The organism is Neobacillus novalis NBRC 102450, assembly GCF_001591805.1.
In the GTDB taxonomy this organism is placed as follows: Bacteria; Bacillota; Bacilli; order Bacillales; family Cytobacillaceae; genus Neobacillus; species Neobacillus novalis.
Map to the genome: position 1 here is coordinate 21695 of NZ_BCVP01000026.1, position 23864 is coordinate 45558.

General features: G+C 35.6%; 21 protein-coding genes and 1 pseudogene. 9 read left to right on the forward strand and 13 right to left on the reverse strand.

Translation table 11 applies throughout. The features are described 5' to 3' along the window. Positions 1-4: 4 nt before the first annotated feature. A complete protein-coding gene (locus BANVL01_RS18765; protein ID WP_235845652.1) occupies positions 5-1261 on the reverse strand; it encodes a GerAB/ArcD/ProY family transporter in 1257 nt (418 codons plus the stop codon). A gap of 48 nt (positions 1262-1309) precedes the next feature. On the opposite strand from BANVL01_RS18765, the gene BANVL01_RS28325 reads away from it, so the two are divergent. Together BANVL01_RS28325 and BANVL01_RS28330 are read left to right on the forward strand one after the other, a co-directional pair. Further along, positions 1310-1573 (forward strand): P-loop NTPase family protein, encoded by a 264-nt coding sequence (locus BANVL01_RS28325; protein ID WP_066148040.1) that lies wholly within the window; start codon positions 1310-1312, stop codon positions 1571-1573. After that, a complete protein-coding gene (locus BANVL01_RS28330) occupies positions 1503-1757 on the forward strand; it encodes an ATP-binding protein (RefSeq protein ID WP_280513641.1) in 255 nt (84 codons plus the stop codon). Before BANVL01_RS28325 ends, BANVL01_RS28330 begins: the two co-directional genes overlap by 71 nt. A gap of 448 nt (positions 1758-2205) precedes the next feature. Here the strand turns inward: BANVL01_RS28330 and BANVL01_RS18775 are convergent, their stop codons facing one another. Beyond that, on the reverse strand, positions 2206-2598 hold the full coding sequence (locus tag BANVL01_RS18775; RefSeq protein ID WP_066086873.1) for a hypothetical protein: 393 nt from the start codon (positions 2596-2598) through the stop codon (positions 2206-2208). Positions 2599-2917: 319 nt separating this feature from the next. Between BANVL01_RS18775 and BANVL01_RS18780 the strand changes: the two genes are divergently transcribed. Next, a complete protein-coding gene (locus BANVL01_RS18780; protein WP_066086871.1) occupies positions 2918-3883 on the forward strand; it encodes an LCP family protein in 966 nt (321 codons plus the stop codon). 311 nt (positions 3884-4194) lie between these two features. Here BANVL01_RS18780 and BANVL01_RS18785 read toward each other — a convergent pair whose 3' ends face one another. From BANVL01_RS18785 to BANVL01_RS18810, 6 genes are all read right to left on the reverse strand, one after another. Then, positions 4195-4587 carry a hypothetical protein gene (locus BANVL01_RS18785; RefSeq protein WP_066086869.1) on the reverse strand — a complete coding sequence of 131 codons (393 nt, stop codon included), beginning with the start codon at positions 4585-4587 and terminating at the stop codon, positions 4195-4197. Between the two features lie 428 nt (positions 4588-5015). Further along, positions 5016-5378, reverse strand: coding sequence for a ribonuclease toxin immunity protein CdiI (gene cdiI / locus BANVL01_RS18790; RefSeq protein ID WP_066086866.1), 363 nt, complete (start codon positions 5376-5378; stop codon positions 5016-5018). Positions 5379-5400: 22 nt separating this feature from the next. After that, entirely contained in the window at positions 5401-7434 is a 2034-nt protein-coding gene (locus BANVL01_RS18795) for an EndoU domain-containing protein (protein WP_066086865.1), read from the reverse strand. A 316-nt stretch (positions 7435-7750) separates the two neighbouring features. Then, complete coding sequence (locus BANVL01_RS18800; RefSeq protein WP_235845661.1) at positions 7751-8386, reverse strand: YjgB family protein; 636 nt, start codon at positions 8384-8386, stop codon at positions 7751-7753. 536 nt (positions 8387-8922) lie between these two features. After that, positions 8923-9807, reverse strand: coding sequence for a DMT family transporter (locus BANVL01_RS18805; protein ID WP_066086859.1), 885 nt, complete (start codon positions 9805-9807; stop codon positions 8923-8925). Continuing rightward, positions 9794-10714, reverse strand: a complete 921-nt coding sequence (locus BANVL01_RS18810) for a DMT family transporter (RefSeq protein WP_066086855.1) — start codon at positions 10712-10714, stop codon at positions 9794-9796. The genes BANVL01_RS18805 and BANVL01_RS18810 overlap by 14 nt, the downstream gene beginning before the upstream one ends. A gap of 119 nt (positions 10715-10833) precedes the next feature. Here BANVL01_RS18810 and BANVL01_RS18815 point away from each other — a divergent pair, with 119 nt between their 5' ends. Further along, positions 10834-12174 (forward strand): aminotransferase-like domain-containing protein, encoded by a 1341-nt coding sequence (locus BANVL01_RS18815; RefSeq protein WP_066086853.1) that lies wholly within the window; start codon positions 10834-10836, stop codon positions 12172-12174. A gap of 160 nt (positions 12175-12334) precedes the next feature. Here the strand turns inward: BANVL01_RS18815 and BANVL01_RS18820 are convergent, their stop codons facing one another. Then, positions 12335-13495 carry an MFS transporter gene (locus BANVL01_RS18820; protein WP_066086850.1) on the reverse strand — a complete coding sequence of 387 codons (1161 nt, stop codon included), beginning with the start codon at positions 13493-13495 and terminating at the stop codon, positions 12335-12337. 23 nt (positions 13496-13518) lie between these two features. Beyond that, on the reverse strand, positions 13519-14697 hold the full coding sequence (locus BANVL01_RS18825; RefSeq protein ID WP_066086847.1) for an MFS transporter: 1179 nt from the start codon (positions 14695-14697) through the stop codon (positions 13519-13521). Between the two features lie 96 nt (positions 14698-14793). Here BANVL01_RS18825 and BANVL01_RS18830 point away from each other — a divergent pair, with 96 nt between their 5' ends. Beyond that, entirely contained in the window at positions 14794-15669 is an 876-nt protein-coding gene (locus BANVL01_RS18830) for a LysR family transcriptional regulator (protein WP_066086844.1), read from the forward strand. A gap of 131 nt (positions 15670-15800) precedes the next feature. Here BANVL01_RS18830 and BANVL01_RS18835 read toward each other — a convergent pair whose 3' ends face one another. Further along, positions 15801-16943 carry a Gfo/Idh/MocA family protein gene (locus tag BANVL01_RS18835; protein WP_066086841.1) on the reverse strand — a complete coding sequence of 381 codons (1143 nt, stop codon included), beginning with the start codon at positions 16941-16943 and terminating at the stop codon, positions 15801-15803. Between the two features lie 126 nt (positions 16944-17069). Between BANVL01_RS18835 and BANVL01_RS18840 the strand changes: the two genes are divergently transcribed. Then, on the forward strand, positions 17070-17927 hold the full coding sequence (locus tag BANVL01_RS18840) for a LysR family transcriptional regulator (RefSeq protein ID WP_066086838.1): 858 nt from the start codon (positions 17070-17072) through the stop codon (positions 17925-17927). A 104-nt stretch (positions 17928-18031) separates the two neighbouring features. Here the strand turns inward: BANVL01_RS18840 and BANVL01_RS18845 are convergent, their stop codons facing one another. After that, positions 18032-18478: an Lrp/AsnC family transcriptional regulator gene (locus tag BANVL01_RS18845; RefSeq protein ID WP_066086836.1), complete on the reverse strand. Its 447-nt coding sequence runs from the start codon at positions 18476-18478 to the stop codon at positions 18032-18034. Between the two features lie 558 nt (positions 18479-19036). Here BANVL01_RS18845 and BANVL01_RS18850 point away from each other — a divergent pair. Further along, positions 19037-20250 (forward strand): annotated as a pseudogene (locus tag BANVL01_RS18850) (MFS transporter). A gap of 625 nt (positions 20251-20875) precedes the next feature. On the opposite strand, the gene BANVL01_RS18855 reads toward BANVL01_RS18850, so the two are convergent. Further along, positions 20876-21469: an NADPH-dependent FMN reductase gene (locus BANVL01_RS18855; protein WP_066086832.1), complete on the reverse strand. Its 594-nt coding sequence runs from the start codon at positions 21467-21469 to the stop codon at positions 20876-20878. 398 nt (positions 21470-21867) lie between these two features. Here BANVL01_RS18855 and BANVL01_RS18860 point away from each other — a divergent pair, with 398 nt between their 5' ends. Together BANVL01_RS18860 and BANVL01_RS18865 are read left to right on the forward strand one after the other, a co-directional pair. Continuing rightward, on the forward strand, positions 21868-22971 hold the full coding sequence (locus BANVL01_RS18860; protein ID WP_066086828.1) for an ABC transporter substrate-binding protein: 1104 nt from the start codon (positions 21868-21870) through the stop codon (positions 22969-22971). Beyond that, complete coding sequence (locus BANVL01_RS18865) at positions 22961-23794, forward strand: alkaline phosphatase family protein (RefSeq protein WP_066086823.1); 834 nt, start codon at positions 22961-22963, stop codon at positions 23792-23794. Before BANVL01_RS18860 ends, BANVL01_RS18865 begins: the two co-directional genes overlap by 11 nt. The last annotated feature ends 70 nt before the right edge of the window (positions 23795-23864 follow it).

A 23864-nucleotide genomic window follows, 5' to 3' on the forward strand; every position in this document is an offset into this window, starting at 1 on the left:
TTTTCTAATAATTTGATATACGTGGTGGCTCTTTCTTCATAGTATTTCTTGTCCGTATCTTAGCAATAATCAATAATATTGTTGGTAGAACAGTTAACATAAATGGAACATAAAACGGGAAGATGAACTTTGAAAATTCAAACTGTTCCTGTAAATTAGCGAATTCCCAAATAGCAAATAGAGATATTAATAAACCGAATGGTAAAACGATTGGCTTGAAGTCTGAAAGGTTCAACCATTGTGCGGTACCCAAAACTAACGCATAATAGAAGACTGTAATTTTGATATACGCACCTAAAATCCAAATAGTGATAATTCCCGCTTCTAAATGTTCAAAAAAATCAGAAAGACTGATAATACGTACAGCCTTGAAAACAGGAAAAGTGTAACTAGCAGTCATCTCTCCAAATAGGAAAGTAGTCAGTAAATTTAAACTAACAAGACTAAGCAAAACCGCAAATAATGAGATAAAACTCCATTTCAATCCTTTTTCAGGATCTTTTAAAAAGGGGAGAAACATAGATATAAGGAATACCTCACTAAACCAAGCCTGGGGGGCAGCGGAACCTTGAAGCAAAGGTAACAAACCATGTTCCAAGATCGGTAGAACATTCTTAGGATCCAAGTCTTTAAGAAGCATGATTGTAAATATGGGTATAGGGAGAATGAAAATAGGAACGAATAGTTGGGAAGCTCTCCCCAGGATCTCTACTCCTCCAGTTATAGCGAGGGATGCCATAATAACAACGCTTCCTATAATTGCAATCATTGGAGTTTTTGGCAAAAGGGAAATTCCAATGAAAAAAGAATACTCCTTTAAAATGAACCCACACATATACAAGAAAAAGAACAGGTAGAATAATCCAAGTATTTTACTTAGAAAGGGCCCAATAATATGTTTACTATATTGAATAAGTGATTCATTTGGATACATCTTATGTAATTTATAAAGGACATAAGCAGTAAAAAATCCATTTAAGGAACCTAAAATGGGTGCTGCCCAACTATCGCGTCCCACATATTGGCCTGTAATTTCTGGAACCATTAGAACAGCTGTGGCGTAAATCGTTGGATATATCATCAGTGCCATTTGATAGGCTGTAATCTTCCCTTTATCGTGCATAATTCTTACCTCTTTATTTATTTTTATATAGTATCTCTTTAAAAAAATAAAAAATGCAGGCTGTAAAAAACTAATTAGATGAAAATAACAAGGCGCTGCAATTGCTGTAAAAAATGAACTGACAATGGGAAAAATCAAGATCTCACGCTTTGTACCATTAAACAATTTGACAGGAGGCACGCGGAGGTGACAACTGAACTACTTTTAGGTCACTTAACTAAACAACTACGGATTCCGACTATTGCTGTACAATATCGTTCTCTCGCAAGAGATGCTGAGGATCGTAACTTAAGATATGAGGAATTCCTATTGGCATTACTAGAAGCAGAGTCTAGAGAAGAAAATCAAAGACAAAGAAGGCTTAAACAAGCTGCTTTTTTTGTCCAGAAAACACTCGTTCACGAAAATTGGATCAGAGCTCCTGTTCCAATTCTTTGCCGGTCGTTATGAACGAGCTAGCGTCATGATAACTTCGAATCTTGAATTTACAGAATGGACCTCTATATTCGGAGATGAAAAGATGACCTCAGTTCTTCTAGATCGACTAACCCATATGGCTCATATCCTCCTCCTTAATGGAGAATCATATCGATTTAGACAAAGCATGAAACAAAGGGAAGCCAGCGACCAGTAGGCCTGGCGCACGAGGAGTTTAGGGTATTTTGCCCCTCACCATAACATTTGAAACTGCAAACCGTATCAAAGTGATGAATGGTTTTACTAAGATAAAATCGTTTTTTTATTGTGCTAATACTTTCTTTATAGTAATTCCATTATCAATTATGGGTAATGAATGATTGGTAATGAGAGCTTTACTTGAAAATCTTTTAAAAAGGCATTTGGTTCTTTTCCATAAACAAATTGATCAGTTTCAAAACGAATATCCCATTGGTTCATTTTTATTACCTTAAAATTAATATTTTGTTTTATTATCATTTGCAACTTTAATACAACTAGCATGATTGGTACTAATAAAATTTATAAATATTACGAGTTTTAGAATTACTAAGTTTGAGGGCCCTCCTTCTTTTCGTTTATTATTCTAATAAAAAATCATTCCCCTCTTTTTTAAAAATTTGCACCTATTTTTTTCTTTTTGCCAAATATCCTACACCAAGATATAAAACGCCCACACACAATAGGAAAATCTCTGTTTTAGTTCCAAGTGCTCCGAACGAAATCAAAAAAGTGGACACTAATCCAATGCCAAGAATGAAACAAAATCCAATATAGAATATTTGCCCCGCTTTCCTTTTAACCCTTAACGGAACCATTAAAGAGATGAACCCAATTAGAACTAGACAGATAAAGAGGATGATTGCTGTTGCTTCTTCTGAAGAGGTGTTATGTCCACTATTTAATGCCTTTGATAACCCCAACCCTATGAATGCGAGGATTCCAAATCCGAATGCCCCCACAATAGTCAATACCCCAATGATTGTACCTAAACTTTTGGTATACCTAAACTCTTTCATCCAATCCCCCTTGTTAATTTTTTGAGCAACTGTTTTAGTTATGTAAAACCTTATAATTACTTCGACTATCTGTTCCTTTAATTATTGAATTATCTTTATATTAGCAATCTAATAAGAATTATTCCAGCTTTTCTACAATGCTAGATAAATGACAGCAAAAGATGACAATGTAATCAGAAATTCAGGAAAATGTAATCTGATATTAAAAGGGATGAAACCTAAGTATGGGATAATCACTAATTCAAGGGGAGGAATAGAAAACCCCCTCTCCATTTTTATGATAAATTGGAAAGATTATTCTGCAGAGGTGATGTAAGATTTGACACGGTCAATAAAGAATAGCAAACGAGTTAGATGGAGGAGAGTTTTTGGAGCCTTACTTCTTTTAAGTATTCTTCTAGTTGGTCTTTTTCAACTATTTCAATACATTGGAGGAACAATAAAAGCTGTCAACCCGCCACTTAAAAAGGTGGAAGGAAAACAAACATTTCACGGGGAGAAAAATAAACTAGATGCAGTCAATGTTCTCTTATTAGGAAGTGACTCACGGGGAGAAAAACAAGCTCGAACGGACACGATCATGGTTGCACATTATGATCCACAAACCCATAAAATAAAACTTATCTCGCTTATGCGTGATATGTTGGTCTCTGTACCAGAACATGGACAGCAAAAATTAAATGCTGCTTACTCGTTTGGTGGTCCTGAATTACTAAGGGAAACGATTAAAGAAAATTTCGGGCTCGATATTCATTCTTATGCGATGGTAGACTTTAAAGGATTCGAAAAAGCGGTCGATCTCCTTGTACCAAATGGCATTGAAGTAGATATACCCTATGAGATGTCATATGGTATAGATACAACGTTAGAAAAAGGGAAACAACAACTGCATGGGAAAGAGTTGTTAGGGTATGTCCGCTTTCGCCATGATCGTTTAAGTGACTTCGGACGAATTCAAAGACAGCAAGAAGTGATTTCAAAATTAACAGATGAAGCTGTAAGTCTACATAGTATTGTAAAACTCCCTAAGCTATTAGGTCTCACAAATAAATACATCGATACAAATATTGATGGTTCCACCCTTTTGACGATAGGAAAAGATATGTTATCGAAGAAAAGTAGAGATATAGAAACCATGCGTATCCCTGAAGATGGCAGTTTTGAAAATAAGCGGGATGAAGAGCTTGGTGATGTATTAGAAGTGGACTTCGAGCAAAATATAGAGGCTTTAGATAATTTTTTAGAAGAAAAAGATGTGGCTCAACATGAAGAACAAAAAGAATAAATAAGTTAATAAAAATAACGCTTGGATTTGTTTTATAAAAAATCAAGGTATTTCTTAAAAGCATTAAAAACATTGAATTCTTATTTAATGTCCGACATTAAAAAGGATAGATGAGCAGAATAAAATATGCTCTATCTATCCTTTTTTGTACTACAAATGACCTCATTTACTACAACAAAAAAATCTAATGTTGATGTGCTCACCCACCCTTTAGTATAAACTTTCCAAATTCATTAATCTTCTTTTTCATAACAAGGGGAACCCTTTACTGCTGTTGTGCAGGTCAACGCCTCTGTACTTTGCCTTCCTTGTTAATCGCGCTGGTATGAGCAGACTAATTCTTCCGATTTCCATTCGTATTGAAGCTTTAATTCATTTCCGCTGCGGTCGGCGGCCATAATGAATGGATCCGCTTTGGGCTCGTGCAATATAACCCGAATATCGTTTCCTTCCTTCTCGTATTCCCCGATCCATATTTTGGTAAAGTTACCCGTCGTTTCATGAACGGATAAGGGGTCCCTATCAGAAGTAGGATTTTCAAGAAATTTCATCTCGGCAAAGCACGCTGACGATTGGGAATCAGCGACAAGCTTCCAGCTCCCCTCTAATTTCAACTCTACGGATTCCGTTTTTTTTGCATCATTACAACCAACCAGCAAAGAAACAGCAAATATTGCAGCGATCGTTCTTACTCTTCTTTTCATCAATACCCCTCCACTCTCTGCATTAATCCCATTGAGCAAAAATCGAGTATCGCCAACAAACCGGATTTATCTTAAATTCGATGTAGTATTTTTTCATTCCAGCTTGATGTAAATAAAATTTATGTTGACTCCCCAGCTTACAGTTTCATACTATACCCCAACTCACAGATAATTTGAATAGGTCAAATTTTCAAAGTACTTTTTAACTACAGTGTCGTTATTCCTATGCCATAATCAAAGAAAAGTACATAAAACAAAATGTTTTATTACGCTTTTGAAGCGTAAACTTTAGTTGGACCTAGCGTTTTATTTTTAGAAAGGCTCCGCAAGGACAGCTCTCATGGTTGTTCATAATTTTCTTCGGTTATGGGAGCTATTCAGACAGGATTAATAAAGCATAAAAAAACCTTGAAAGGCACAAAAGCTAATCAAGGTTCTTGAATAGTAAATCTTTCTCTAATCCTTTTCAATTGTTCTTCTACTGCTGATTTATCTTGGGGATGATTTTCAAGATAACTAGCACAATCTTCTTTTAAATATCGATAGAAAGTTGGGTAATCTAAAATTATTTCTTCATCCTCCTCTACTGCAGGCCGATCAATATAATAGGCTATTCCTTCTTTACCAAAATAATCTTCTTCCCACTTTTCATAATAGTCGGCAAACACAAACCTCGCATATTCGGTACCATATCCTTCACCGTTCGCATAACTACTTAAGATTCTTAAAAATTTGCCGTCTCCCATATGGTGATAGAAGTATTTTATCAATTTTCTATTCTTATCTTCCACGATGCTTCCAACTCCTTAATTATTAATCTAGGGTAGGGAAGAAATTAGTTATTTTTCCTGTATCATCAACAAAACCTTGAAATTTTAGTCCGTTAGAGGAACGTCCTGAAATATTTCTCCCAACGACTGTACCTTTTTTCATAGCTTCTTCTCCCCATTTTAATATCTGTTCGTCTGATATGATGTTAGGATCGTAAACTGTCTTTGGATGTGTAACCTTCTTAAACTCACCAGGTAGTGTTTTTCCCGCCATGTCTTGTTTAGGTAAGCGATATTCTATTTCATACACTCCGTCGATGGATGGGTGTTTTCTTTTTGAAATAATACAGTCATCTACGTCCCAGCCTCTCTCTTTAAATGCCTTTTCGAAATTATTGAGATTATGTCCTCCAACTACCCCCTTCCCTTTTTTCCTTACAATGTCTTCTACTTCCACTAAATGTTTTTCATATCCCGGTTTAAAATTTCTTTTCTTTCTAATGAACGATTTCAAGATTTTTTTTATATATGGTTTTATTTTTGGTAAAAGTGAGTCACTTAGCTTTACAAGGCCTTTCCCAAAAGGAATTCGTCTTAATAATACACCAACTCCAAGTGCTAAAACCGTTTCCGGTGACAGAAGTTTTTTAGGATTACGGATGATGTCTGCAATCTGCTTGCCATCTGCTGCAATTCCGATTCCAGTCGATACGGCGCCTATTGCCGACCAGAATCCTAATAACGGAAACATTAAAGCAAAAGCACCCAGTACAACCAACCCTTTTTCCGAAGTGGACAAACCATTCCACCAGTTTTGGAGATTATCAAATAAACAGGCAAAACAAGCCTCGGAGCCACCAGCTGTAGTTCCCCAGTCAGATAGAAACATAGTGGAGAATAAAGCAATAAAGACGATGATTAATGCTTTGTAGTACTTCTGAACATTTGCTTCTAAGGTGGATAAAAGTACCCTAGCTTCTGTTTTACCATGTAACAATGTAAAACCAAGTTCTCTCCGTTCTCGATAAAACTGCTGCAAGCAGCCAAAACGCTGTCTTTCCTCAAAAACACTTTTGGTTAGATTCCACAATTCGGATACAGGATTGATAATGGTTTCCCCTACCAGCATGGGAATCTTCTCTCGTACTCGGTTCAATTCCCAATAATCGATGATTAATGCAGCACCGATCATCATTAAAAATAAAGGTTTTGCCGCATAGCCGCTTCCTAATACATCATGAATTCCGGTTAACCATTTCGGAGCCCGGTAACTGGCATTCCATATAGCGTGATCAAAAATGGCCCAAACCAAAAGGATGGTAGGAAAAATATAAGTAGGCCGCGTTAATTTATGTTTAAACCTTACTGCCAGCCCGATTCCTAACGCTACCATAGCAGTTAGCAACGGATGTCCAGCAGTCATTTTGTCAGGCAAAAATCCCTTCTCAAAGTATCCAGGAAATAGTGTGATTAAATCCCAATGGATCACTTTCCCTTCAAATAATGTCACACCATAATCGAAAATACCTCGAGAAACTAATCGACGAGTGGTTTCCTCTAAAAATTGAAAACCTGCCCCCGTTGCCGCCCCAATAAGGGCATAATCGCCTAAACTCAATGTGGAAGCACGTCGTGATAAAAATAGATAAGCTCCAAGAGGGATCAGTTTTAACACTTCTTCAGCAATTGGGGTTAAAAATGCTTGACTCCATACATCTTGTTCCACCCCACCGAAAATAGCCGTAATGGCACTGACAATAAACGAAGTCAATGGTACTATGAACCATGCCCCCGCCATAAAGAAATAAGTATATTTCTTCCAAGATAAAGTTTTGCTGCGGCAGAGCAGCCAAAATTGCAAAAGGACGTAAAATGACCACAAAAACTGGACGAACATTTTTCTGGAGTCTTCCAAAAAAATTAAACTAAGTACAAAGGCACATAGCGATATCCAAGAAAAAATCGTATAGACCCGTAAAATGAATGGATGTGCCCGAATCCACTCACTCCAAACAAGAAAGATCGACTCGAGCTTCTGCCTTAGGCTTACTCTAAATTTTTCAACATGACTCGTCATATTGCACCACTCCGATGCATTATTTTTTCATTCCAGCATGATGTAAATAAAATTTATGATGATCACCGCAGCTTACAGTTTCATACTATACCCCAACTCACTGATAATTTGAATAGGTCAAATTTTCCAAATAGTTTTAACGACAGTGTCGTTATTCCTATGTCGTGATCAAAGAAAAGTACATTAAACAAAATGTTTTATTACGCTTTTGAAGTGTAAAAAAAAGAGCGTGTTTTGAAAAAAAGTTTGATCAAAACACGCTCTTAATATATTAAATTGAAGTATTCTTTTATAAAAATAGTTTATTAGATTTTAATTATCCTGCCATTTGATTTTTTGCATCTGCCGGACAAAAGACTGAAATATGGTCGATGAATGGTTTTGAACCTACGAATTTTAGTTGGTATTTCTCATTCACGTTATACACCCAAATTTTGTCCGCGCCATTGTAGTGAACTTCATTTGGTTTGCCGAGTACTGCCTTTACTTCGTCAAATGAGATTTGTTGGATCTCTTTTGAATAAGAGCGTACATCAAAGATTTGTTCTCCCTTATTTACACCGAATACAATTCCATGACTGGTATAGGTGAAATATCGATTTCCTGCAACAAAATCCTGTTGATCCGCTTTTCCCCACTTTGAAACTACCTGATCAATAACCGTCGTATCGGCAGGAAAACTACAATTTTTGACCGTTCCAACTTTCGCAAGTGAGACAATTTCGTGTATCAATGTCGCATTTTTATTAACGACCGTGTTTTGTTGTGGATTTGATTGTTTATTGGCAGGATTTTTTGGATCATTATTTTGTTGATTTTGATTAGGAGTACTAGGACTTGGACTAGGCGTATCCTGCTTTGGAGGAGAAGTTGTTGCAGATTGGCTTTCTTTATTACTAGTACAGCCAACTAGAAGCATGAATAGACATGGAACAAAACAAGCTTTTACCACTCTTTTCAATGTTTTACATCCTTTCTATCAATTTAGTAATATTATTAAAGAACTTTATTTAAACAGTAAAACGGATCATTCATCTCTCAACCTTCTTTATATAATGAAGTTCCTCTTGAAAGTGCCAGGATATTCAATGAATCCATTGAAGAAAGTTACGTAACATTGTCTTATAAATATACCCCCTTTCATTTATTTAAAACGAATTGAGGACATCCATTGTTACATAAATTACAAAATTCTTTTCGGGAATCGCCTCAACTGATAATCTGTAAATTTAGCAAAAAGGCAGAATTACAACTTTAAGGATTTTGAAAGATAAAAGAGCCTAATCCCTCTGGATTTTTAGCTAGGAATTAGGCTTATGATCTTCCACAATCGCGCCCTTTATTGGAATAACATGACTAATGATTTGAACCATCATTAAAGGGAAAAAAAAACAAATATGAATTAATACCCTAGCAATTTTTAACGCTAAAAAAAGTAACCAAACTTTTTCAACCTCTAAAATCTCTTTATGAAAAGAGATTCGCCATTTAATGATCTTTTATAGCCCGTTTTCTAAAAATATCCTTATTCGAAAATAAAACAGCTAAAAGAATGATAAGTATGCCAACCTTATGTTTCAAAAGTAATGGTTCATTTAAAATGAAATAGCCTAAAATTACGCCAATAACTGGGACAATATAATTGCTGAAAGATGCAAATAGCACTCCCTCTACTTGAATCAAAAGATTATACAACATGTAGACGATTCCTGCGTGGAACATACCCAGAATGATAATATATAATATTTGTGTATTATTTATGTTCATTTGTAACGGCTGTTCAAAAAGAAATGCCAATGGTAATAAGACTATACTTGCAATCCACAAAACGTTTCTCATATGGAGGACAGGAGAACCACCTTCCAATTTTTCCATTAGAATCAAAGACACCGCAAAACTCATAGCAGCAAGAATGAGTAACACATTTCCAAATATATTCCCTGAAACATTCATCTTACCTTGAGTTGGCCACGATAAGATAACAATTCCTATAAATCCTAGAATGATGCTAACTATTTCTAACTTCCTTACTTTCTTTTTGAAGAACAATGCCAAAAATACTAAAGTGAAGATTGGAACCATTGCGATGAGCATTGATGCAATACTGCTTGAAACATATTTTTGACCTTGCGCAATGAGAATAAAAGGCAACACTACTTCAAAAAGTGCAATCCAAAAATATTTTTTAAAATTATCTGTGTTGTTGTTTTCTTTTGGTAGGAACAGACTAATAACTGTTAAATAAATTGCACCAATGAGTGCTTTCAAAGCGGACAATGTAATCGAACCTAAATCATTCGTTACTAATTCTATGAAGAAAAATTGAGAACCCCAAATGCAACTTATTACTAGTAAGAGGCTATACTTTTTCATTGTATCTGCCCCTTGCACCAAAGTAATTTGTACCAACGACTCCTATAATGATAACATTTGTTCCAACTAGGTGGTATAGATGAAATTCTTCCTTCAAAAAAATTACACCTGCTAAAATTGTAATGAGCGTAGCAAAATTACTGAAAACGCTCATTTTAGACGCATCTATTTTTGATAATGCAAAGTTGGAGAGATATGACGTTCCTAAAGACGATAGTACACCTAAATATAAAATGGCAACCACAAAATCTAGGTGCCCAAAAGGCTGCATAAATTGATGGACTGTACCATTTATCAAATGGTTTGTCAGTGCTAGTCCATTAAATGCAATAAACCCAAACAAGGTCATTATATATGTGATGGTGAATAACGAATAGCGTTGTGTTAACTTTCTGGCAAATACATTGTATAGTGAGGCTGTAAGTGCTGAAAGTAAGATTAAACCACTCCCAAGTAGACTTATATTTTTGTCCCCTACCCCGTTCATGTACATAATATACATCACACCGAGTACCGATAAGCTAATAGCTATTTTTTGACCACGTGTGGATGTTTCTTTTAAGAAGATACTTGCAAAAACTAACGTGAAAATTGGGATTGTTGCTTGAATAATCCCAGCTTCAGATGATGACGTATGCACTAGTCCAAATACTTGAAACGCAAAGAATAGTGTAGGATATAAGATGGCTAACAAGACAATTAGCAGTACATCCTTTTTTGTTACTTTTATTGATTCTTTTTTAAACACCATTAACACTGTGGCAGCGATCCATGCAATTGTAAACCGATGAGCCAATGTATCTAGTGGTATCGCTACCGTTAATGTCACTTTGACAAACATAAAAGATAATCCGATAATTATTGCATAGATAGTTGCAGCAATATATGCTTTTCTTATTTCAATCATCTTGGTAACTCCCTTTATATTTATCCGGCCGGTATCACTATCGTACGAGAAATTAGCAATTTTAACGATATAAATAATACACATCTGTACCGATACAGATGTGTATTTGGAGGCATAGTATGCTCAAATATGAATGGATCTATCAATCACTTCTTCTGCAAATTCAAGCTGGAGATTTTCCGACAGGTACAAAACTGCCATCAATTCGTAATTTATCACAGCTTTATTCTTGTAGTAAAAGCACCATATTGGCCGCCCTAAACAGATTAGAGGAACAACATATTATTTATTCCATACCAAAAAGCGGCTATTATGTTGTAGAAAATCAAGTCTTCAAAACACCATCTTTCACTGACAGCATTGATTTTGCCACATCTTCTCCAACATGGCACGCTTTTCCATATAAAGACTTTCAACATTGCATTAATAAAGCAATTGATACATATCAAGAAGACTTATTTCGTTATGGTACACCAAAAGGTTTGCCCATACTAATTGCAGAAGCTAAAAAACTCTTAGAATCTTATCAAGTATTCACAAATTCCGAACAGATTTTCATTACTACAGGTGTTCAACAGGCGCTTTCCTTACTAAGTATTTTGCCCTTTCCAAATAATCGTTCCACCATTTTAGTTGAACAACCAAGCTATCATTTATATATGGATATGCTGAAAACATATGGACTGCCAGCAGTAGGCATTCAACGTACAGCTAAAGGGATTGATTTAAATCAACTAGAACAAATATTTCATGAAGAAGATATTAAATTTTTTTATACAATGCCTCGCTTTCATAATCCTTTAGGGTCTTCATACAGCCAAAAAGAAAAAGAGGCAATTTTACAGTTAGCCCACAAATATAATGTGTTTATTATAGAAGATGACTATTTAGCAGATTTTGAATACAATTCGAAGAACGATCCTATTTTTGCAGAGGATTTCCACGAACAAGTCATCTATTTAAAAAGTTTTTCAAAAATTATGTTTCCAGGATTAAGAGTTGGTCTAGCGGTTCTTCCGCATACGCTCATTAATACCTTTCAAAAGTTCAAAATGACAACGGATATTGACAGCTCTATGATTTCACAAGCCGCATTATATCTCTATTTGAAAAATGGTATGTTTGAACATAATAAAACGAAAGTTAGTAACATCTATCAAGCACGTGCGAAAATCCTTCATCAATCAATACAGGATCATTTATCTATGTACGAATCATCATCAGAAATTATTATGCACGGTCATATTGTTCTACCCAAGCAAGTAAATATGAAATCATTCATTCAACATTTGCATAAACAGCGTATCAATTTGGATTCTGTTGAAAGAAATTATTTAAATGACTTTTACCATGAAAGGATTTTAAAGTTGAATGTTTCAAATGTTGACGAGCATCTAATTGAAGAAGGCATTAAGAGGGTTGCAAGCGCATTAAAGAACCCGCAAAACTATTTTATATAAACGCCTACACATTGACCGAAAGCACGTTACAGAAGCTGATTTTATAATAGATATAAAGTATAACCTAATCTTTCATACTGAAATCGATTAAATTACTTTCTCTAAAAGTAGGAAATTAGAATAACAAATTCAATTAAATCGTCCTTTATATGTCTTATTATTAACCAATTTTTAATTTCCTTACTTTGTTATTGGATAACATGATTAATAATTGCCCCAGGAAAGCTATGAATAAAAGACAACCCGAAGCAATAGGAAGTTGAGACGAACTTAATCCCGCAAACAAGGCAACCCCTCCAATCATCGATCCGACTGCACCTCCTAAATAATTTGCAGAACTGTTCAGTGCAACAACAGCTTCAGCATGATTAGATTGTAATTGAATAAGTCTATGCTGTTGGGGTGCTTGAAAAGCCCAGGCCATTACTCCCCAAAGGAAAATCAAAATAAATACAAATACAGGAAAATGGAATATGAATGGAAGGCTTATCATGACGAGTGCTAATACTGCCAAAAGACCAGCTGTGAGTAACGCAGGACGTCCCGTTCGGTCGATCAGCGGTCCAATTGAGAAACTTCCTACAACTCCACCAATTCCCCAAGCCCACACATATGGGGTAATCAAATGAATTCCTTTAATACTTTGTAAGATTGATGCAATATAAGTATAGAGACCTATACTTGCAATGCTTGTCAAAAATGTGATACCAACAATGGCTAACACATGCTTATTTGCTATCATTGCAATCCGATGACGTAATGATGGTGGAGTTTCAGCTGAAAGATTAGGAAAGAAAAACAGTATTCCAATCATGGCCATTAAGCCAATAATCGCAATCACCCAAAGAGTCCCCTTCCAACCGATTTGTTCAGCAATAATTAACCCTAATGGTACCCCTAGAGCGGTCCCCATACTCAAACCACCTAACGTCAAACCTAGAGCGCGGCCACGTTTTTGTTCAGAGACAAGGGATGAAGCTGCAACAGATGCCAAAGGAGAAAAAAGCCCAGCTCCAATTCCTGCCATCGCTCGTGCAATAAGAAATAAAGAAAAATTAGTAACTAAAGCACTTGCCCCATTTGCTATGGAGAAAACTGCAAGTGCTATAACTAAAATAATTCGAATTGATTTACCAGCAACCAATGTTGCAAATATGGGAGCAGCTAATGCATAACAAAGAGTAAAAACAGTTACTGACTGCCCTCCTTGAGAGTCAGTAATGTTAAATGTCGTACTTATTTCAGGTAGCAAACCTGCTATCACATAGGCATCGAATCCAAGAGCAAACGTACCTATGGTTAAAAGTAGAACGTTTTTCATGATCACATCTCCATTTTTATAAATCAACTATTATACAAATCGCCTTTCGTTTTATGCTCATTTCTATTTAATACAAACGAATAAGACACGATTGCTAATGCGAGTATAATCATCACTCCACCAATCCAACTTAGATTAAATGTTGATGTGTATTCAATTACTAGTCCTCCCAACCCTGCTGCTATAGACATACCAATGTTCATCACTGTTGTATTAAAACTTAATAAAATTTCTGATGTGTTTGGTCTCAATGAAATCAAGTAAACCTGCATTGCTGGTGTGGTTGTCCAAGTAGCCAAGGCCCAAATCATTATTACAAGCAAAATAGTTATTGTTGAGCTTAAAAATGGTTTCATTAAAAATAAAGATATGCCATGAACGATTAAACTACAGGTAATGACTTTAGATGACCCCCACTTGTCTGCCATTGTCCCACCTACCTGAGTACCTATAAAAGCAAAAATACCCAATACTAATAATGTCGTACTAATCATCTCAATTGTAAAATTCGCACCTTGACTCAAAATTGGCGAAATGTAGGCGAAGACTAAAGTATATCCAAGAATCCAAAATAAAGTTGTTAAAAGGCCTGTTACAACCTTCCTATCTTTAATTACTGATAACTGTTTCTTCAGTGATACTGAGCTTTCTGCTTCTAATTTTGGGACTAATTTATTTAATAAGAAAAGATTTAAAAGCGTAAACCCTGCGATAATTATATAAATATAATGCCAATCTATATACGCAGCAGTTAATGTCCCAATAGGTACTCCAAATGCTAGTGAAATCGTAAAACCTGTAGTAACTGCGGCCATCGCTTTTCCTTTTTTGTTAGGAACCGCTAAGTTAGCCGCATAGTTTGTAGCTACAACAGTAAACAATCCTCCACTCATAGCCAATATAATCCGTGATAACATTGCAAAAATAAAGTCGTAACTAAAAAATGCTACTATATTTCCAATAAAAAAGAGAAACAACGAACTTAATAGCACAACTTTTCTTTCCAATTTTGCAGTTAATAGAACTAAGAAAAACGCACCCAATGCATAAGATATGGAATAAACAGAAATTAACTGTCCCGCCACTGATATTGAAACATCCAAATCATTCGCAATAATTTCTAAAATACCAGAAACAACAAATTCCGCCGTTCCTGTTAAGAACGCACCAAATGCTAAATTATATATGATCAATTTATTCATAATCATTTCATCTCCTAACTTTTCTTTACCTAGTCTAAAACAAATGCTATCATGAGTAAAATTACTTTTTTAGATATAGGAGATGAGTAATAGCTCATGACCATTCCACGTTTCGAAGTTTTTTCTGAAGTTATCAAACTTGGCAGTTTCACAAAAGCAGCAGAAGCCCTCCACATGACGCAGTCGGCTGTTAGCCACTCAATTGCTAGTCTAGAGAATGAATGGGGGGTCACTCTTTTAATTAGAGAAAAAGGGAAGGATCTCGTACTAACTGAGATAGGATATAAAATTTTAATACAGGTCCGTGAAATTCTAAAGAGGATAGAACATATCAATCAGGAGATAGCATTACAAGCGAATTTGGAAATAGGAACAATTCGTATTGGAAGTTTTACAAGTGCATCCGCATGTCTTTTACCAAAAATCATTTCAAAGTTTCATAAAAAATATCCAAAAATTGAATTAAAGTTGTTTGAGGGATTCTATGAGGAAATTATGGAATGGCTTAAGACAGGAGCAATTGATGTTGGTTTTATTATTGAGCATGATTTGGACTGTGAATTTTATACCATCCCACTTCTTGAAGATACAATAGCCGTTGCATTTCCAGAAAATCACAGGTTCTTAGAAAAAGACGTTATTCGAGTAAAGGATTTGAAAGATGAACCGTTAATAATGCCAAAAGGAATGTATCAGTCATATATAGAGGAAATTTTTCAGAAGGCGAAGGTACAACCTAGTGTACGTTTTGAAGTACAGGATTGTAATACAATTGCAAGTATGGTGAATGAAGGTCTTGGGGTCACAGTTGGATCAGAACTATTTCTAAAAACGCAGCCAAACATTCACACAAAAAGGTTACCATTAGAAAATTTAAGGAAAGTTGCATTAGCTTGTATGTCAAAACAAGCCACAACCCCTGCAGTTCAATCCTTTTTAAAAGTAGCAACCGAGGTTTATAGTCATTCATAATTTCACTTTAATTTATTGTTATATATGGGGCTGTCCAATAAGTCCCTAAAATAAAGCAGATGGAGAAAAACGACTTGTTTTTCTCCATCTGCTTTTGTGTTTCCATCTAGTGTATGGTGCACACAAACTATTCAGAATTGTGTCGCTTCCTGGCACCCAAAATTTAAGACAATTTTTTTACCTCTCTTTGCAGATCCTCTAACTGCATCTAACAACTGATGTAGTTTAACAGCGTCATTAAAATTAGGAATTTGACGTCTATGTTCAAATATGTCTTTCGCCAGAATATTATAAGCATGTTCAACATATCTTGCTGGACCACCATCTTTTACTGAAGATACTTTTACTTCTTCAGAGTAAACATCATCTGTTTCAGTATTTAAGGATGCATAATTAGGATGTGTAATCTTTTCGACTTTGAGATTACCAAATTGAACATGACCTGAAGAATTATTTTGTGTTAAACGAAAAATACCCTTTTCCCCTCTAATTTCTAAATTAAAATCTGGATATACTCCGGCTTGAATATGAACAGATGCTGAAGTACCATCAACGAGTGTTCCATGTATTAATATTTGATCAGCTGTATTTTTAGGTGTTTTAGTTCCAGTTTCATTTATAATCGCTTCTGTATAATTTATATTCATAGTAGCTGTTAATTCTTTAAAATCACCTAGAATATAGCAAAGAACATCGAGAGAATGCCCTCCATGAATGGTGAGTAAATTAGCCCCATTCTCTTTTTTTAATAGATACGCACTACTTTGGTCAGTTATTCTCCCCTTAGATTGAGTAGCTACTTGCATAGTGCAGGAAAGTACTTTCCCTATTTCCCCCTTTTCTATCGCTTGCTTCAAATAATTAACTTCTGGGGATTGCCTAGCTTGTAAGCCAATAGCATGGTGAATATTCGCTTGATTAGCTAAATCCGCCAATTTTTTAGCCTGTACAGTATCTACACCTAAAGGCCATTCACAGTAGAGATGTTTATTTTCCTCAATCGCAGCTATACAAGCTTCGTAGTGTAAAGGAACTTTTATACTAACTACTACCAAGTCAACATCTTTAGATTTAGCTAATTCCTTATGATCTGTAAAAGCCGAGTTAGCATTAACCTTTATCGCACTTTTTTTTGCGGTTTCCATTTTAGAGGTTCCAATAGCTGTGATTCTATAAGAAGGATTTTCTATAAGTACTGGAATATGTGTTTTACTAGCCCACTGATTATTTAAAGACCCACCTATAATGCCTACATTAATTACTTCATCCTTCATCAATTATCCCTCCAAAATTTTATAGTAGTCATTATCTCCAAACTTAGTATAATTAAAATATAGTATCATTAATAATGTTAATTTTTGATGTTCATATCACTTTTTTTGATGGGAGAAGATAATAAAGTGGACATAGAAAACATGAAAGCATTTATTACAGTGGCGGAGTTAAAAAGTATTTCAGCAGCTGCAATTGAACTAAATCACCTTCAATCCAATATGACTGCAAAAATAAAAAAGATTGAATCTCATTATAATCAAGAACTGTTCATCAGGAATTCAAAGGGAGTAAAATTAACAAGATATGGGGAAAAATTATATCATCAATTTAAGAAAATACTTTTTCTTTGGGAAGAAACGGAAAATAAGATGAAAAAGCAGGAGGAAAAACTCCGTATTGGCACGATGATATCAGTCGGTGGGATGCAATTCTCAAGTGCGTTAAATAAATTATTTGAAACATACCCTGATTTATCAGTAACCTTAAAAACTGGTTCAACAGAATATATTGAAGAACAAGTCCTTCATGGAAATATTGATATTGCTTATACGATTGGCTCTCTAAACAATAAGCAAATAAACTATAAAAAAGCAGGACTTGAAGAAATGGTTATAATAGGTAATGCTATAGATCCAAACACAAAATTTGATGAGTATGTAAGTGGGAAAAACATACTTGTATTATCTGATAGGTGTTTGTATCTCTCCATATTAAGTAATATTTTTACAGACTTAGATATTAAACACGGTGAAATCATTGAAGTGGGCGAACTTGAAACTTTAGTGCAATTCGCATTGATGGGTATGGGAATATCCTTAGTATCCAAGCGCATAGCAAACCGTTATAAAATTAATAATTATTTAGAAGTCCCATCATTGTATAAATACATCGACTTTTATCTAATTACTCGTCTAAACCATGAATTAACACCATTAGAAAAACAGTTTATTGAGTTAAATAACTCCCTTATGAACAATATTTAATAATTATACTTATTTGCAGATATGGTGCCAGTCACGCAAACTATTCAGAATTGAGTTGGTGCCTGGCACCCGAAATTAAGTTATTTAAAATCAGCTTTTATCTTTCATTCTTTAGTTATTTTATCCGATGGCAGCAATGGTTTATGTTCTATAGGTGATGATAAAGTGATTAAAGTAGTAAAATTTCCATACATCATACTTTCATTTTCAAATAATTCGAGTTCCTTTGTTGATTCAACTACTACTTTAATCAAGTAATTATGTTCTCCGCTAATCCGATGACACTCTACTACTTGTGGGGAATTCTCGCAATAATCAACAAAGTTAAGGCACTGTGTAGTACGGAAAAGTATAAAAGCTACCGTTGATTTTCCAACCTTTTCATTCGAGACAACAGCTCTATACCTTTTTATTACTCCTTGTTCTTCTAATCTTTTTACCCTTTCAGTTATTGCAGGTTGAGATAACCCTATGAGTTTGCCAATAGAAGTCATCGACAACCGTGCGTCTTCTTGTAGATGTATGATAATATCTTTATCCACGCTATCCATAAAAACACTCCCTTTTCAAAATCACAGTTCTTTTATAAAGATACATTATTTTTAAAAGCAATATATTCAATTATATATATTTTTCATGAATATATCTATTTTTTGATTATAATTTATAAATACGGAAGCGTTTCATTTAATTGAACTTATAATTCCAGTGTAAAATATAAAAAAATAATTGATTTTATAATTAATTTTATTAATATACCGTGTTTCTTCTATGTAAAAATGATTTTTATTTTATTAAAATTAAGATGTTCTCAAAAATAGAAAAGGATGTGAAGAATAATGTTAGCAACAGATAAAGAAATTATGGAATTAAACAATAGAGTTGATTTAGTAATAGACAAAGCGATTGAAAATAACAAAAATGCGTTTTCTGGTAAATAAAATTATTTCCTATTTTATTCAAATTTAATTATAGGCACTTCTTCTTTTAGAAGAAATGCCTATATATTCTTCTATGCAATCATATTAAAATATGAAATTTCTGGAATATAGACTTAATATTCTACATCTGTTAATCTATTAAATTCTCTTGATAAGAGGTGCTTTTAAATGAATCAAAATGTCAATTTAACTACACCCAAAGATAATAGCACGCCCAATTCAGATCGCCTTCCATGGGCCGGTTTAATTGCTCTAGCTATGTCAGGTTTTATCTGTATACTTACAGAAACCATTCCAGCTGGTTTATTGATTCAGATTAGTAGTAGCCTTGGTGTTTCAGAATCTCTCGCAGGTCAACTTGTTACTGCGTATGCTCTTGGCTCACTAATTGCTGCTATTCCCTTAACCACTGCGACACAAGGATGGCACAGGAAACCTTTGTTACTTTTATGTATTAGCGGTTTTCTTGTATTTAATACGATTACAGCTTTCTCTTCTTATTATACCTTGACGTTAATTGCTCGCTTCTTTGCCGGAGTAACTGCAGGCGTATTGTGGGGGATGACTGCTGGATACGCACGACTAATGGCACCGGACTCACTCAAGGGTAAAGCTATGGCGGTTGCGATGGTCGGAACCCCTCTTGCACTAGCTTTTGGTGTTCCTGTTGGGACATTTCTCGGTTCCCTTGTTGGCTGGCGATCTGTCTTCGGAATAATGTCACTCTTGGCATTGGTGTTGATTATATGGGTTCTTTGGAAACTTCCGGACTTTCCTGGGCAAACAGCTGAAAAGCGAATAACTCTTCTCAAAGTTTTCGTTACCCCAGGGTACGCCCGATATTGTTTGTTGTTTTAGCATGGATACTTTCCCATAACATTCTTTATACTTATATTGCACCATACCTTTCCGAGGCAGGTCTTACTCCACGTGTTGACATGGTTTTACTTATTTTCGGGATAGCAGCTTTAGTTGGAATCTGGGTTATAGGTGTATTAATTGATCGTATACTACGTACGTTAGTTCTAATTAGCCTAGCTGGATTCGGGTTGGCATCTTTGGCATTAGGTATTGGAATTAGTCAGCCCATTATCATCTATCTTGCAGTAGCTGTATGGGGGCTAACTTTTGGAGGAGCAGCAACACTTACTCAAACTGCAATAGCTGATGCTGCTGGAAAAAGTGCGGATATTGCCCAATCTATGTTGGTTACTGCATGGAATCTAGCTATCGGTAGTGGAAGTGTGGTTGGAGCAATTCTCATGGAAACATTTGGTGTAAGTTCATTCCCCTGGGCAATGTTCATATTACTTCTTCTCGGATTCCTAGTTGCATGGCTTGCAAATGTTTATGGATTTCCTTCAAAAAAATCCAATTATTAACCACGATATACCTTATTATAAATATAGGATGATATAATGGAATTTATATTTATGGTATACTATTTTAAAACAAGGATATTATCATAATAAATAAGCTACCACAGTCATACCCCTTTAGATAAACCCTTCTAAAGGGGTACTTTTATAAGACAACCATCTAGTTTTTATTAATTGAAAAACTCATAAAAAAAAACATTCTAATCTTATGTATTCATAATCCTGCTGATTTAATTATTAGTCGCTTATGCGAAAAAGATTGCCTTTCTATTTTAAGAAACGCGCCTTTTAATTGAATAAAGGCTATGAAAACGGACTGCTGAAACAGCACATAGTATTCCATTTTGGCCTAATAACTACTTTGCAATAATCTGTTTTTGGGCTTTTTTAGGTAATTTTTCAAATACTAAATATTGCATCACCATTTTTTTCTTTGATTTTGTTTACTGATACCATGCCAGCTTCCTCAGAAAGGTCAACCACTACCACTCTGGCACAATTTCACAAAGTGCCAAAGAAGCTGCACGACCAATTCCTCCTCCGCCTCCTGTAACAATAGCAACTTTATCTGTGAAATCAAATTTTTGCATGCTTATCATTCCTTTATATATTTTAATTTGTAATTGAATTATCGCAAAGTTTTTAATGCTCCGCTCCACGCTTTTACTTGGTCTAGCATAGAATTGACATTAGCAACATGTAAATCTGCTGGTTTGAAAGTAGTCATGTTTTCAAAATCTGTAAATAAGGACAATGTTGGATGTGTACGAACACTGGCAACTTGCAATTCAGCTAGGATTCCACGTAAATGTTCTGCTGCACGAGCACCGCCCGTCGATCCATAGCTAACAATACCCGCTGCCTTATTGTTCCATTCAGCATATGCTGAATCAAGTGCATTTTTTAGTACCCCGGTAACACTATGGTTATATTCAGGGGTAATGAATACATAACCATCAAAGCTTGCAACCTTTTCTACCCAAGGTTTTACCTCTTCGCTAGAACCTGTACCGACGAAGGGTAAGTTGAAGGTTGCAATATCTATAAGCTCATAATCTGCGTCCCCACGTTTGTCAGCAATTCCTTTTACCCATTCTCCGACTTGGGGGCTAACTCGCCCTTGGCGTGTACTTCCTAATATTATTCCAATTTTTAGTTTTCCATTTGTCATTATTTCTTCCTCCTTGATTGATTTTCCAAATAATGTGGATAAAAAGCCCATTGTAGCACCCACCTATTTTCTGTTCTTTTAAAATTTTTACGTTCTTATTATTGTCTAATCAAGCAAACTTTATTAACTCAGCCACGTATTTTTCTTAATTATTTATAGTTACTTCTTTTAATACTGTTCTGAACGCGAATTTGAAAGTCCTACAGACATGATAAATGTAATCAATACAGCGGAACAAGGGGCTGCCGGTACCAACCCCTTGTTCCGCTTACAGTAATTTTGGGTTAGCAAAAACAACAGACAGTGGTCGTAAAACAAGGTTTACAATCTCATACAATTTAATTACAAACTCTTAATGTTTGTTTAATATCTCCTTTACTTTGTTTCTATACTATTAACCTGTAAAACAAAACAAAATAAACAAAAACAAATATTGGAGGAACGCTTTTATGAGAAAAAATTCACTGCTCAAAATCGCTTCAATTGGGATCCTATCGGCTTCATTGCTTGCAGGATGTTCGAGTAGTTCTACAGCCACAGATACCAAAAAAGATGCTGCAAGTAACACTGTATCCATCGAAGAATTAACGAAAAACGCAAAAGCAGAAGGCGTCGTAACTTCCGTAGGTATGCCGGATTCATGGGCAAACTGGAAAGGAACATGGGATGACCTCCAAACGAAATACAGCATTAAACATACGGATACCGATATGTCGAGTGCAGAGGAACTAGCAAAATTTGAATCTGAAAAAAATAATGCAACAGCTGATATCGGTGATGTAGGGATTGCCTTCGGACCACTGGCAAAGGAAAAAGGGTTAACACTACCTTATAAAACTTCCTATTGGAATGATGTTCCAGACTGGGCAAAGGATGATTCAGGCGATTGGATGGTTGGATATACTGGGACGATCGCATTCATCACCGATAAAAATAATGTAAAAAATACGCCAACCTCATGGAAAGATCTTGAGAACGGAAATTATAAAGTCACCATTGGCGATGTTTTAAAAGCAAACCAAGCCCAATTTGGCGTCTTAGCGGCAGCAATGGCAAACGGCGGGGATGAAAAAAATATCCAACCGGGAGTGGATCTCTTCCAAAAATTAGCAAAACAAGGACGTTTAGTTACCACTGACCCATCCTTAACTTCTTTAGAAAAAGGCGAAGTGGACGTTGCGATTGTTTGGGATTTTAATGGTCTTGGCTATCGTGATCAAATTGATAAAAACCGGTTTGACGTTGTGATTCCAAAAGAAGTATCTGTTATGTCTGGTTATGCAACGGTTATCAACAAATACGCAAAGAATCCAAATGCAGCCAAGCTTGCAAGAGAATATATTTTATCTGATGAAGGCCAAGCAAACCTAGCACGCGGCTATGCACGTCCAATTCGCACAAATGTAAAACTGCCAGAAGATGCACAAGCAAAACTGCTTCCAAATGACATGTACAAAAATGTAAAACCAGTAAACGATCAAATAGCATGGGGACAAACTACTCAACAATTGCTTGATTTATGGCAAAGTCAGGTGTTAATCAATGTCAAATAAGCTCATTTTCATCATGCTTGATGGACTTCGATACGATACAGCCGTCAGCCAGATGGGATACATGCACCATTTAATTGAACAAGGGAAAGCAGCTCGCTATAAAGTGAAGTCTGAGCTGCCAAGCCTTTCCCGTCCTCTTTATGAGGTATTGCTAACAGGTACGCCCGTTTATCAAAACGGAATTACCACCAATCAAACGGTCCGGTTATCAAAAGAAGAAAGTTTATTCCATCTAACGAAGAAAAATGGATTAACAAATGCAACAGCTTCTTATTATTGGGTAAGCGAGCTCTATAATTCAGCTCCGTTTAATCCGATGACAGACCGCATTCAATTAAATCCAAACAACACTATTGAAAGAGGCATTTTTTACTGGGAGGACCATTACCCGGATACACACCTATTTGCAGACGCGAATTATCTTCTCCAAACGTATGAACCGGATTTTTTATATGTTCATTCGATGAACATTGACGATGATGGGCATAAATTCACAGCAGATTCAAAAGAGTATCGAAACCGTGCGATAGCCGTCGATATCCTTTTGGCAAGTGTCCTTCCGCAATGGATGGATGCTGGTTATCAAATCCTGCTAACCGCAGATCATGGGATGAACGATGATGGACAACATGGCGGTACAACCACTGCTGATCGTGATGTTCCATTGTTTCTCATCAGTGATCAGGTAAAACCAGGAATCCATGAAGAGGAAATTCCACAACTACAGATTGCGCCTTTAGCATGTGAGCTGTTGAATATCAAGCCAGCCGCTGCGATGCAACAGCTATCCATTCAGATATTAAAAGGGGCGCCTTCTATTTAGAAGGTGCTTCTCTATTTAGAAAGGGGTTTTATCATTGCGAAAACGTGGAAATGGATTGCTTATCGCGAGT